This is a genomic window from Acinetobacter sp. YH12251 (assembly GCF_013417465.1).
GTDB lineage: Bacteria > Pseudomonadota > Gammaproteobacteria > Pseudomonadales > Moraxellaceae > Acinetobacter > Acinetobacter amyesii.
In genome coordinates, this window is the sequence record NZ_VPDZ01000019.1 from 1 (window position 1) to 13,116 (window position 13,116).

Annotated in this window: 13 protein-coding genes; 6 read left to right on the top strand and 7 right to left on the bottom strand. The window is 39.2% G+C overall.

Annotated features, from left to right (window positions below; genetic code table 11):
* Positions 1–220: 220 nt before the first annotated feature.
* Positions 221–790 (bottom strand): peptidylprolyl isomerase, encoded by a 570-nt coding sequence (locus FTV27_RS15120; protein ID WP_180079193.1) that lies wholly within the window; start codon positions 788–790, stop codon positions 221–223.
* 101 nt (positions 791–891) lie between these two features.
* Between FTV27_RS15120 and FTV27_RS15125 the strand changes: the two genes are divergently transcribed.
* Positions 892–1,563 (top strand): acetoacetate decarboxylase family protein, encoded by a 672-nt coding sequence (locus tag FTV27_RS15125; RefSeq protein ID WP_180079194.1) that lies wholly within the window; start codon positions 892–894, stop codon positions 1,561–1,563.
* A gap of 63 nt (positions 1,564–1,626) precedes the next feature.
* On the opposite strand, the gene FTV27_RS15130 is transcribed toward FTV27_RS15125, so the two are convergent.
* Positions 1,627–2,697 carry an alpha/beta hydrolase gene (locus FTV27_RS15130; RefSeq protein WP_180079195.1) on the bottom strand — a complete coding sequence of 357 codons (1,071 nt, stop codon included), beginning with the start codon at positions 2,695–2,697 and terminating at the stop codon, positions 1,627–1,629.
* A gap of 201 nt (positions 2,698–2,898) precedes the next feature.
* Here FTV27_RS15130 and FTV27_RS15135 point away from each other — a divergent pair, with 201 nt between their 5' ends.
* Complete coding sequence (locus FTV27_RS15135; protein ID WP_180079196.1) at positions 2,899–3,468, top strand: hypothetical protein; 570 nt, start codon at positions 2,899–2,901, stop codon at positions 3,466–3,468.
* Between the two features lie 180 nt (positions 3,469–3,648).
* Here FTV27_RS15135 and FTV27_RS15140 read toward each other — a convergent pair whose 3' ends face one another.
* Positions 3,649–3,876 carry a hypothetical protein gene (locus FTV27_RS15140; RefSeq protein WP_228144800.1) on the bottom strand — a complete coding sequence of 76 codons (228 nt, stop codon included), beginning with the start codon at positions 3,874–3,876 and terminating at the stop codon, positions 3,649–3,651.
* A 938-nt stretch (positions 3,877–4,814) separates the two neighbouring features.
* Between FTV27_RS15140 and grpE the strand changes: the two genes are divergently transcribed.
* The 4 genes from grpE to FTV27_RS15160 all read left to right on the top strand — a co-directional run bounded on the left by grpE (position 4,815) and on the right by FTV27_RS15160 (position 9,040).
* The gene (gene grpE, locus FTV27_RS15145) at positions 4,815–5,354 is read left to right on the top strand and encodes a nucleotide exchange factor GrpE (protein ID WP_111885723.1); all 540 of its coding nucleotides are present in this window, start codon (positions 4,815–4,817) and stop codon (positions 5,352–5,354) included.
* A 120-nt stretch (positions 5,355–5,474) separates the two neighbouring features.
* A complete protein-coding gene (gene dnaK / locus FTV27_RS15150; protein WP_078194438.1) occupies positions 5,475–7,415 on the top strand; it encodes a molecular chaperone DnaK in 1,941 nt (646 codons plus the stop codon).
* Positions 7,416–7,631: 216 nt separating this feature from the next.
* The gene (locus FTV27_RS15155) at positions 7,632–8,543 is read left to right on the top strand and encodes a matrixin family metalloprotease (RefSeq protein ID WP_180079197.1); all 912 of its coding nucleotides are present in this window, start codon (positions 7,632–7,634) and stop codon (positions 8,541–8,543) included.
* 119 nt (positions 8,544–8,662) lie between these two features.
* The gene (locus FTV27_RS15160) at positions 8,663–9,040 is read left to right on the top strand and encodes a hypothetical protein (RefSeq protein ID WP_171263823.1); all 378 of its coding nucleotides are present in this window, start codon (positions 8,663–8,665) and stop codon (positions 9,038–9,040) included.
* A gap of 68 nt (positions 9,041–9,108) precedes the next feature.
* Here the strand turns inward: FTV27_RS15160 and erpA are convergent, their stop codons facing one another.
* The 4 genes from erpA to FTV27_RS15180 form a co-directional block, all read right to left on the bottom strand.
* The gene (gene erpA / locus FTV27_RS15165) at positions 9,109–9,444 is read right to left on the bottom strand and encodes an iron-sulfur cluster insertion protein ErpA (protein WP_078194440.1); all 336 of its coding nucleotides are present in this window, start codon (positions 9,442–9,444) and stop codon (positions 9,109–9,111) included.
* 134 nt (positions 9,445–9,578) lie between these two features.
* Positions 9,579–10,586, bottom strand: coding sequence for a putative solute-binding protein (locus tag FTV27_RS15170; RefSeq protein ID WP_180024958.1), 1,008 nt, complete (start codon positions 10,584–10,586; stop codon positions 9,579–9,581).
* Positions 10,587–10,790: 204 nt separating this feature from the next.
* A complete protein-coding gene (locus FTV27_RS15175) occupies positions 10,791–11,801 on the bottom strand; it encodes a putative solute-binding protein (RefSeq protein ID WP_180079198.1) in 1,011 nt (336 codons plus the stop codon).
* Between the two features lie 257 nt (positions 11,802–12,058).
* Positions 12,059–13,063, bottom strand: a complete 1,005-nt coding sequence (locus FTV27_RS15180; protein WP_180079199.1) for a putative solute-binding protein — start codon at positions 13,061–13,063, stop codon at positions 12,059–12,061.
* Between the last annotated feature and the right edge of the window lie 53 nt (positions 13,064–13,116).

Genomic DNA, 13,116 nt, shown 5'->3' on the forward strand with positions numbered 1-13,116 from the left:
TAACAACTCAACGCTTCGCGTTTCGTTCGTTTCCGTCTATCTCGTCGGTATGGGGCTCATTATAGGGCAATTTCTTACACGTGCAAGTGCTTTTCACTCACAAAGAACACGAGTGTTTTATTTTTATGCACCATTATGGTTCAAAAAACACACTTTACTCACATAAATACATGATATTTATTACAAATATCATGTAAAATATTTTTCCTATTTTGTGTGCTTAGTTTTTTACAGGTGCTGCTTTAATCACCACACTCTGTATAACTACTGGGTTTACAGGGACATTCTGATGCATTCCATAGTTCGCAGTTGGAACTTTTACGATTTTATCGACGATATCCATACCTTTAATAACCTTACCAAAAACAGCATATCCCGCATTCATTGCACTTTTATTGAGAAAGTCATTGTCTGCAACATTAATAAAGAACTGACTACTTGCTGAATCAGGATGATTCATCCGTGCCATTGCCAATGTGCCGCGTTTATTGCTCAAGCCATTACTTGATTCATTCTTAATAGCCGCTTTCGTTGGCTTCTCCTGCATTTTGACATCCATGCCCCCACCCTGAACCATAAATCCAGGAATCACGCGATGAAAGATTGTACCGTTATAAAATTTTTCTTTTGCATAGCTTTCAAAGTTTTTTGCTGAGATAGGTGCCTTGTCATTGAATAGTTCAATTTCAATATTGCCTTGAGAGGTTTTCATTTCGACAATAGTATTGGCAGCAAAACTGCTTAAGCTCACACAGCCAAGTGCTACAGTAAATAAAATCTGTTTTAACATTTGCTAACTCTTCTGATTGATCTCGTACTTGTTATTGACTGTATATTAGTCTTTGATGATTAAAAAGTAATTATTCTGCCATTATTAAAACGAGAACAATGATGACGCAAATAATACCATCGGACACTCCATTGACACATTTACCGCCTTGGCAACTGCGTGGCGATGCTTTTATTTTGAATTATTGGATCTCTCCGAGTTTTATCCAACAAGCGCAGATGTTCCGTTTAGCGACATCAGCTTTGGGTCGTGTGGTTCAGGTGTTATTGGTCCGATACCATGATTCGCCTGTGGGTCCTTATGACGAATTGCTGATTTTAGATCACCCTTTATGGAGTAAGAAAAGGTTAAGTTCGATACCTAAGATTTATGTTTCGACAGATATCTCTGTCATTCATGGCCAAAAACTCTGGGGTATTCCTAAAGAGTTGGCAAAGTTTGAATGGCAACAACATGACAATGAAGTAGTCTGTACTATAGAAGTTGAACAACAAAAGATGCAGATCCGTTTAAAAAAATCACGTTTACAGCGTTCTTTCTATATTAATAGTCATCATATCCCAGCAGCGATGTTGCAAATCAGACAAGCGTGGGAAGGTAAGCGCTATCAATTTTCACCGAAGTTTCGTGGACGGCTCTCTAAACTGAAACAGGTAGAATGGCACAATACGCAGGAGATTTTTCCTAATTTTGCCGAAGCACGATTATTGCAAAGCTTTTATGTCCCAGAATTTAGCCTCGTTTTTCCTGCTGCAAAAATCCAAGATAAATAACCCAATAAATAAAAACCCAGTGTTTCACGTGAAACACTGGGTTTACTTTATATAAAGGAATGATTAGCTACGTTTATCCCAAAATTTACGGAACTTCGTACTGATCTCGATCACGTATTTTTTAGCTCGGTGCGAAACCGGGGTTAAGTTAATAAAGCCATGGGTTTGATCGGTATATTCTTGATAAAACACTTTCACCCCTTGCTGACGGAGTTTATGCGAATAAATTTCACCTTCGTCATGTAAAACGTCATGCCCTGCTGTCACGATATACGCGGGTGCGATACCTGCCAATTTTCCATAGGTTGGTGAAATTAATGGATCATCCAAGGCCACTGCATGTTGTTCTGCATATAAAGCCGTTACGACATCAATATCTTTTTCAGTCAGAACTAGACCATCTTTATACGCATAGAAAGATGGATGGCGACTTTTGAAATCCACCACAGGATAAATTAATAGCTGAGCTTGCGGGGCAAAAACTTTCTGAGCACTGCGCTGCGCAACTGCGGTAGCAATATTGCCGCCTGCACTATCCCCTGCCACCGCAATTCGATTTTTTAGAATTTTAAACTGACGACTATTTTGATAAGTCCAAGCCAAGGCATCTTCACAACTTTGCATTAATTGAGCTGGGCTGGCCTCTGGCGTGAGTGGATAATCAATACTTAAAACTTGTGCTTTAGCATGCACGGCCAATAAACGACAAACTTCATCATGCGTGTCTACCCCCCCCACCACAAAACCACCACCGTGATAGAACACGATCATCGGTAATTTTTTATTTGGAGCAGGATGATAATGACGCGCAAACAGCGTAGCACTTTGTAAAGGTAGACGTATATCTTGCACTTGTTTCACAAAGGTCGGCTTGGTCTTGATCGACTCCATCTGTAAATCAAATAATTTACGAGACTTTACATAGTCTTCAGTCACAAAGCCTGACTTACCTTGCTTGAGTTGAGCCGCCATCATGCATTTCACCAGCGGATCTAATTCTGGAAAAATAAACGGATAATCGAGACGTTTTGCGAGGCTTTCTTTGGCAAAGTTAGGAAGACGATCAAGTAACCGAGCAGCCGTACCTTGGCCTTTATCTTTCATATTTTTAAGTGATTCATTCAATGCAAACATGCTCTATCCTTCGAATTATGCTCTTCATACTTTCTACATGATCTAGGTCAAATGTGACCATATTCACATATAAGTCTCAACATCGACATACATAGTACAGACCTAGTTAAGCTAATCTTCTTTTATAGAGTTGTCATTGACAATTTACCCAAGTTTTATGGGTTGATTATGCTAACCCATTCTCGATAAAGGATACTCACCATGGCTAAAAAGATCATCCTTCTGTCTTTTGCGACTGCTTTTTTGGCTGTAGGCTGCGTAGCATTCCCTGAAGATGGTTACTACGATGGACGTTATGATCAACGTTATGACCGCCGTTATGATCATAATGATCGACGCTATGATAATCGTTATGATCGCCGTTATGACAGTCGTTATGAACAAGACCGCCGTACATGGGAACGTCAGCAACAACAACGTAATCGTTTAGAGCTCGAACGTAGAAAGCAGCAACTTGACCAGCGTAACTGGGAACAAAATCGTAAAAATCAACAAGAGTGGGATCGTCGTAAAAACGAACTCGAACGTCAACGTCTAGAACAACAGCGTAAATACTCTGAAGCTGAACGTCGTAAACGTGCTGAACAAGATCGTCAAAAAGTCAGCAAAGAGCGTCAGCGCTTAGAAGAACAGCACCGTAAAGCCAGTCAAGATCGTAGAAAACAAATTGAGCAAGAGCGCAAAAAAAATTTTCAAGATTTAAGAAAGGCATCAGATCAACAACGTAAAGCGGCTGAAGAACGTCGTCGCGCGTGGGAAAATCGCCGTTAATTGTTGTTTTTGCAGATCGGTTAAAAGTAAAAAGCTCATCTACATGATGGGCTTTTTTTCGTTCACTAAAAATAGAAAAGGTAAAAAAAAGCAATAGAAAAAAAATAGACAGAAGAGGCATCCTATCTTCTGTCTATTCTTGACTGCCTGTTGTTACAGGTCAGAGAGTATTAAACAATCTTATTGCTGAACTGTAGGTTGCGGTGCAGGCGCAGATTGAACTTCAGCACCTTGAGCTGATGGATCTGCTTGAACCACAGCACCCGATTGCTCTGTCGTTACAGATGCTTCAGTTGCAGACGTTACTTGTGCGGTTTCTGGAGATTCTACAGTTTCTTGAGAAGTACAACCTACCGCAGCTAAACCAAAACCTAAAACTGCGACAGCGAATAAACCAATTTTTTTCATCTTCATTATTTCCTTCATTGAATCATTAAAAGCAAAGCTCAACTTTGCCTGAGTCATAATGGAAAATAATTCTGTGAAGTTCCCACCTTCTGAGTTGTACTTTGTACGAGGCACGGTACAGCTTATGAAATGTTTTATTAATCAGGCAGTTTTCTTTTATATTGAGGCTTTACATCATTTATTTAACTCAAGTGCTTTGTTTTTTATTAAAAAAATAAATATAAATGATTTTGAATAAAGCGTGATCACAGCTTTTGAATACAACAAAGTTCAACAAAACTTGCAACTCAGTTACTTAAGTGGCTGTTTTATAAATTTCATGCAAAAAAAAAGCCTGCTTATGAGAGAAGCAGGCCATGAAAAACACATTTGAAATAAATTAAGAAACTACAGCGATAGAATCTGAAACAAAGAATACTGTGCTGATCATTTTTTGTGAAATATTTAATAAAACTGATACTAAGAGTTTTTATGTATAAATATTAACCACTATTTTTTGAGGCAAAAAAAAATGCTGATTCTTGGGAAATCAGCATGGAAAAGTGTTTCTAAAATCTAGAGGTAGTCACCATATCCCTCTCTCCAGTGGATATGGTCACTTCCGATAGATAAATTATGCAAATTTTCAGGCACAAAGAGAAACCGTTAAAATTTATGATGAAAATCTATAAATCCGATCAAAATATGATTATACATTCAAATCAATAATTTATATTTTCATAGAATTTAATTTTGCAGTCGATATTTGGCTGAAAAACCATTTATTTGAATAAAAAATTGCATTTAATCGCTGACTTCGCTTGAATTTTTATACCCTGCCCCGATTTCTTTTATTAATCATGAATTCAAAACGCATGGCAGTTACGCATCGATGTCGTTTGAACGCACAGCTATAAGGACTGAACATGTTTAAGAACCCATTTAAACGGAGTAAATCAATGGCGACTGAGCAAAACCAAGACGCTCAAGATCTTCAACAAGAGCAAGCAGAACAGCAAACTCAAGCTGAAAACGAGCAAGCTGAAGTTTCAGTTGAAGATTTACAAGCACAAATCACCAATTTAGAAGAAAGCTTAAAACTTGAAAAAGCACGTACTGCAAATGCCGTATATGAAGCGCAAAAAAGTGTAGAGCGCATTCAACGCGAATCTGAAAAGCATAAAGATACTGTGCTGGAAAAATTTGCAAAACAATTGCTTGAGTCAGTTGATAACCTTGAACGCGCGATTGCTGCGGCAGGTGATGAAAAATCAGGTTTATCTGAAGGTGTAGAACTTACACTGAAATCATTGCTCAGCACTTTAGAAAAATTTGGTGTGGTTGCTGTGGATACTGCAAATGGTTTCAATGCAGATCTTCATCAGGCTGTGGGCATCGATCCAAATGCCAAATCGAATGAAATCGGAACAGTATTGCAAAAAGGCTATAGTTTAAACGGTCGCCTATTACGCCCTGCTATGGTTATGGTTGGTGCATAAAGACAAATTTTCTGAGACGAATTAAAAATTTTAACCAATATTACTTGAAAATTTTTGATTGGCTCTCATATCGGATAACAAGCGAAAACATCGTAAAAGAATTTTAGAGGAAACATCCAAATGGCGAAAATCATTGGTATTGACTTAGGTACTACAAACTCTTGCGTAGCAGTACTTGAAGGCGACAAAGTAAAAGTAATCGACAACGCTGAAGGCGCTCGTACAACCCCATCTATTATTGCGTATAAAGATGGCGAGATCCTTGTCGGTCAATCTGCTAAGCGTCAAGCAGTGACTAACCCTAAAAACACATTATTTGCAATCAAACGTTTGATCGGTCGTAAGTACCAAGACCAAGCTGTGCAAAAAGATATCGGCCTTGTACCTTACAAAATCATCAAAGCTGACAATGGCGATGCTTGGGTTGATGTAAACGACAAGAAACTTGCACCACAACAAATCTCTGCTGAAATCTTGAAAAAGATGAAAAAAACAGCTGAAGACTACCTTGGTGAAACAGTAACTGAAGCGGTAATTACTGTTCCTGCGTACTTTAACGATGCTCAACGTCAAGCGACTAAAGATGCAGGTAAAATTGCTGGTTTAGATGTTAAACGTATCATCAACGAACCAACAGCTGCTGCACTTGCGTTCGGTATGGACAAAAAAGAAGGCGACCGTAAAGTTGCGGTTTACGACTTAGGTGGTGGTACTTTCGACGTATCAATCATTGAAATCGCTGACCTTGATGGCGACCAACAAATCGAAGTGTTGTCTACAAACGGTGATACATTCCTTGGTGGTGAAGACTTCGATAATGCGTTAATTGAATACTTGGTTGAAGAGTTCAAGAAAGAACAAAGCGTAAACTTGAAACAAGATCCGCTTGCACTTCAACGTTTAAAAGAAGCTGCTGAAAAAGCAAAAATCGAGCTTTCCTCTTCGAATGCAACAGAAATCAACCTTCCATACATCACAGCAGATGCGACTGGTCCTAAACACTTAGTGATCAACGTGACTCGCTCTAAACTTGAAGGTTTAGTTGCTGAATTGGTTGCTCGTACAATTGAACCATGTAAGATTGCACTTAAAGATGCAGGTCTTTCAACCTCTGACATCTCTGACGTAATCTTGGTGGGTGGTCAGTCTCGTATGCCACTTGTACAACAAAAAGTACAAGAGTTCTTCGGCCGTGAGCCACGTAAAGACGTGAACCCAGATGAAGCTGTAGCGATGGGTGCTGCGATTCAAGGTGCAGTACTTTCAGGTGATAAAACTGACGTACTTCTTCTTGACGTAACTCCGCTTACACTTGGTATTGAAACAATGGGTGGCGTGTTAACAGCGATCATTGAGAAAAACACGACGATTCCTGCGAAGAAATCTCAAGTGTTCTCAACTGCTGCAGACAACCAACCAGCTGTAGACATTTCAGTTTACCAAGGTGAACGTAAAATGGCTCAACAAAACAAATTGTTGGGTAACTTCCAATTGGGCGATATTCCACCTGCTCCACGTGGTGTACCACAAATTGAAGTATCATTTGACATCAACGCTGATGGTATCTTGAAAGTATCTGCAAAAGATAAGAGCACAGGTAAAGAGCAATCAATTCAAATTAAAGCTAACTCTGGTTTGAGCGATGCTGAAATTGAAGCGATGATCAAAGATGCTGAAGCAAATGCTGAAGAAGATCGTAAATTTGAAGAATTAGCGAAAGCACGTAACGAAGCTGATGCACTTGTTTCTTCTGCTCAAAAAGCAGTAAAAGATCTTGGTGAACAGGTAACTGCTGATGAGAAATCTGCAATCGATGCTGCTGTAGCTGAGCTCGAAGCAGCGACTAAAGAAAACGATGTAGATGCAATCAAAGCGAAAACTGAAGCACTTCAAAACATCATTATGCCGATCACTCAACGTGCTTATGAAGCTGCACAAGGTCAAGGCGGTGCTGAAGGTTTTGATCCTAACGCTTTCCAAGGTGCTGAAGGTCAAGCTCAAAAAGCAGATGACGGCGTTGTAGATGCTGAGTTCACTGAAGTGAAAGATGACAAAAAATAATTTGTCGCTTTAACTGAGTTTTTCAAAGCTTAAAAAAAACCGCGCGAAAGCGCGGTTTTTTTTGTAGATGATTTCATCTGCATCAGACTATATTCAAATAACACGCAAACGTTCAAACAGCCACATTCTTCTCGACTGCCAATCTGGCTAAACTTAGATTTGCATAGCGCTAAATTTCAGTTAAATTAATGCAAAATAAACAAGTTTTGCGACGCTATGCGTTTGATTTTAATTATTGTTGTCATCGTTTTGAGTACTTGGTGGATCTATCAAACCAAGCAGCATCCTCAACTGAAATTTAATTCAATTTCAGATCGACTTTTACACCCTCTCGATACCCGACTGCGTTATCGGGTTGCTGATGTCGATCCGCGTTTTGGATTAAGCCAGCAACAAGTCATTCAACTTAGCCAAGAAGCCGCAGAGATATGGCATAAAGGGACACTCAAACCGTTATTTATCTATGACCCAAATGCACAACTGGCGATCCATCTAATTTATGATGATCGCCAAGAACAATACAATGCCTATAAGCAAGTCCAAAAGACCTTAGCCGCAGATAAAGCCCGTAATGATTTATATGCCGAGAACTTAGCAAATTCGAGAAAAGGTCTGGAGATGAATGAGCAACAGCTCCGATCAAAACAAGCCATGATTCGTGCGGAAATCGCACAGCTGTCGCAAGAACGTATGAATTGGAGCCGAATAGAGCATGCACAAGGCCCCAATATGCAACGCGTTGAAAGAGAACTTGAGCAAGTTAAAGCACAAGCGATGCAATTAGACCAAGAAATAGATCGATTTAATCAGCAAAATGATCAATTTAACCAACAAGTCTTAAGCTATAACCAGCAAATTGATCAATATAATGCAGGCGTGATACAAGCCAGTCAGCGCTTTCCTGCTCGAGAGTTTCATAAAGGTGTCTTTATGGGCGATCAGATTCAGATTTATCAATTTGATGCCGAAGATGATTTACGCCTTACCCTTGCCCACGAACTCGGACACGCTCTCGGCTTATCTCACCATAATGACCCTGCTGCATTAATGTACCCAATCTTAGGCGCGCAACAATTAGAAAACTTTAAACTGATGCCAGCAGACCAAGGCTTACTATATTATCGTTAGAATACGCTGAGCAAAAAAACCATACAATCTATAAGGATATTATAGGATTCACCAACAATAATTAGCATTTCATGTTATTGTTGATTTGCAATAATTCCCTTATATCAATGACATCTTACGTGGAGAGCAATGTGAGTTACTACCATATCTTAATTGAAGTGAATGACCACATCAGCACGATTGAACAAACCCGTGATATTGAGATTTTTGATATTACAGATATTCAACCTTATCTCCATGCGGTACTTTTACCCTTTTTTAATGAGCAATTAATTGAGCTCGAAGACGAAAATCTTGAGTTTAAAGATGTCTTGCATTTACAGGTCAAACAAACCCTATTGCCGATCCGTGACCTCATCGAAGAAGAACAACGCCTGCTTCCGAGTGATACCGATGTCACCATTACGGCATATGAAATTTTTAATAATTATCAATTGACTCAAGACGTGACTACCGTAATTTTAGATCTATTAGAAGCACTAAAATTTGAAGCCTAATATCGATTTTAAACATTAAAAAAGCCCTCTAAATGAGGGCTTTTTTATGGCTCAATTCATCATCACGATTAGATCGAGAATGAAGATCCACATCCACACGTGGTTGTCGCATTCGGGTTTTGAACCACAAATCGAGAACCTTCAAGACCTTCAATATAGTCGACTGTTGAACCAACTAAATATTGATAGCTCAGTGAATCAACCAACATCTTCACATCACCATTGATAAATTCAGCATCATCTTCGTTTTGGCTTTCAGCAAAATTAAATCCATATGAGAAACCTGAACAACCACCACCAGTCACATATACACGTAACATAAGGTCTTGATTACCTTCACTCTCACGCAATTGGCGTACTTTATTGGCAGCATTGTCAGTCAGCACAAGTGCTTGAGCATTCATGATGGATTCCTCTGAGTCATTGGGGTGTCTTTAAAAAGAAAAGACCATATTTCAAGTATAACATACTCAATATATGGTCAGTCTTCACAGTTTAAAGTTAAATCAGAGTATTTTTCTCAAGATTCATTTAAAACTTATTTATAGTTTTCTTCCTGTAATGCGCATTCGAAGTTTTTAGGGTCTTGTTTACAGCGGAATTGCCATAATAGTTTCATCATTCGCTTGTCGTAGATACCACGTTTAGTCAAATCGATACGCGCTTCACGCATCATTTTTTGATAACCAGCTTTGTCTGCTGTTGGAACATCCATCCAATATTTGGCTGGAATTTCTGACTTCATTTTGCCTAATATCGTGAATGCACGAGGTAATTGTGTTTTGACCCAATCACGTGATTTTTGCCCATACCCCGCTGGGAATTTATCTGGGCGAATAATAATATTTCCCGTCACTTGTAAAATTGGATAATTGACAATTGCGCCTTTGCTGCCTAAACCTTTATGTAATTCTAATGGTTTGAACACAGCTGCAGGAGCACCAATAATATCCACCTGACCATTGTTAAATTTGGCGCCAAAATTGGTTACATCAGCACTGACTGCTTGAGCTCCGACCTGCTGCACCATAATTTTCTGTGCTTCATCGTAGTCAAGCACCGCAATTTTTTTACCTGCTGCTTTAGCGACAGTATTAATACTTCGGTCATTCACTAACAGATAGGCATCACCAACAGGTATCACACCTGCCACTTCATATTTACTATTGACCATGCTCTTAGCAAATGTTGGACTTGCAAGACCTTGCATAACTTTTACGGCCAATTTCAAATCTGGAATCGCACCAATGGCATCTAAAGAACCGGTAAAATTATTGAATTGGCGACCACGCATACCAGTAACACTGATCCCATCACATTTACCAGCTTTAAAATCTTCTGCAATCACCGCTTCATTTTGACCGACGCGGAGCTCAATGTCTGCGCCCCAGTTTTTTGCCGCCAATTGATAATCTTTCATCAGGGTAAAAACATCACCATTTTTACCGACCAAATCAAATACGCATACCACTTGCTTCGCTTGAGCTACGCCATTTACCGCTATTAATGCAGCAGCAACACTCAATGCCTTTGTCCATTGTTTCATACTGACTTTCCTTGTTTTTTTACTGTTTTTGTTTTTTAACCATTTTTTGAATTTTGGGTCATGCTGAGTTCGATTCAATTGACTCACAGCCCTCGATTTGAATTTAGATTACCTGAATATTTTGCTCACTCAATGGCGAGAATGACCTGTAAATTTGCAAAAAAAAGCCTGGATAAATCCAGACTTTTTTCTTTAAATATCAGCTTATTCGCCGCCAAGTGAACATTCAAAATTGGCTTTATCGACAGAGCAACGTGCCTTTTTCAATACTGACATCATGCCTGCATCGTAAATTCCACGTTTCGTCATATCCATACGACCTTCACGCAGTAATTTTTGATATTTGGTTTTATCTTCTGCACTTAGGTTAAGTTTATATTTCGCAGGAATACCCGCTTCTAGACGGTTAATCATCGCGATACTCTTCGGTAAGTGTTTCACAAACCAATCACGTGATTTTTGACCAAAGCCAGCTGGGAACTGATCAGGACGAATAATAAAGTCCGCAGTCACTTGTAGAACTGGGAAGTTAAACATCGCACCATTGGTACCTAAACCTTTATAGATCTCTAATGGTTTGTAGGCATATGCAGGCGCACCCACCATATCCACCTGACCATTATTAAACTTCGCCACAAAGTTAGATACATCTGAAATCACAGCTTGAGCGCCGACACGTTGCACCATAATTTTTTGTGCTTCGTCATAGCCTAATACTGCAAACTTTTTACCTGCTGCTTTTTCAATTGAGTCAATTTTCTTGTCTTTGACAAAGATGAATGCTGAACCCAGTGGGGCAATACCCGCCACTTCGTATTTTTTACCACCTAGGTTACTAACCATTTTTGCAGCATTACGTTGGTCTAATGCAAAGGTAATCGCACGTTGCGCAATCGCATTGCTCGGTGCGCCACCCAGCGCATCAATAGAGCCTGCAAATTTATTGTACTGACGGGCACGCATCGCCGTCATAAATACGCCGTCACATTTACCTGCTTTAAAGTCATTGTCGGCTACTGCTTCGTCTTGACGCGGAATTAAGTTAATTTCAGCACCCCAGCTTTTTGCTGCAAGCGCCCATTCTTGAGCCATTTGATATGACTCGCCTGACTTACCCAGTAAGTCAAATACACAGATATCTACTTTTGCTGCCTGAGCTGAACCAGCAAAGCCAATTGCAGCAAACGTAGCCAATGATAGGAGCGTTTTTTTCATTCTATTTTCCTTTCAAATCTTTTTATGGTTCAGAGGTGTCCTTACACAAGCCCGATATTAAGCAAGTTAAATTAAAAAAAATAGAGCATTTACTCCATTTATATATGTCATTTTGGCATATTCTGTTTTTCTGTGATGCATATCACTTTTTATTCAAAGTGAAATTATAAATATAATCATCATCTTATATTTGCAAAAATGGCTTTTTACATTTACAGCGATTGCATCAAAATTTACAAAGAAATACAGAAAAAAGCTTATTCACCCGCCACTGAACACTCAAAATTGGTTCGCTCAATCGTACAACGGGCTTTTTTTAGTACCGTCATCATGGTGGAGTCATAGATCCCTTGTTTGGTTAAATCCATCCGTCCTTCACGCAATATTTTCTGATACTTTAACTGATCATCTTTGCTGAGATTCATCTTATATTTGGCAGGAATTTCAGCTTCCATACGTTTCACCATGGCAAAACTTTTTGGTAATTGCTTAACAAACCATTGCCGAGAAAGTTCAGCAAAACCTTCTGGGAATTTATTATTACGAATAATCAGGTCTGCCGTGACATTCACCACAGGAAAATTCACCATCGCCCCGGTAGTGCCTAAGCCTTTTGAAATTTCGAGTGGCTTAAAGGCATAAGCTGGCGCAGCCACAATTTCAACTTCGGCCTGATTAAACTTGCGAATAAAATTAGAAATTTCTGACATCACTGGCACAGCGCCAACACGGTCGACCATCACTTTTTGCGCATAATCATAATGCAAAATGGCAAATTTTTTACCTTCAGCTTTTTCTAAATTATTGATATTGCGATCACGGACAAAAATGTAGGCTGAACCAATTTGCCCGATCCCTGCCACTTCATAACTATCTTTGCCTAGATTGCTAATCAGTCGTTTACTGTTCCGTTTATCTAAGACATAGGTAATGGCTTTTTGTGCGATAGTATTATTCGGTACACCGCCAATGGCATCAATCGAACCGGCAAATTTGTTATACGCACGTGCCCGCATCGAGGTCATATAAAATGCGTCACATTTCCCTTCTTTAAAATCTTTATCGACTTTGGATTCATCTTGATATGAAATCAGTTGAACTTGTGCTCCCCATGCCTTACTAGCCAGAGACCACTCTTCCATCAGCTTATAAGATTCCCCTGCTTTTCCAAGTAAATCGAACACACAAACCTTCTGATTGGCATAGCTTTGTGCAGACATCACACCTGAAAGAAGCGATAAAATTAAAATTCCTTTTCTCATTTCTTATATTCCCAATATGTTTTATTAATCCATTTAAAACAACAACTTGAAAT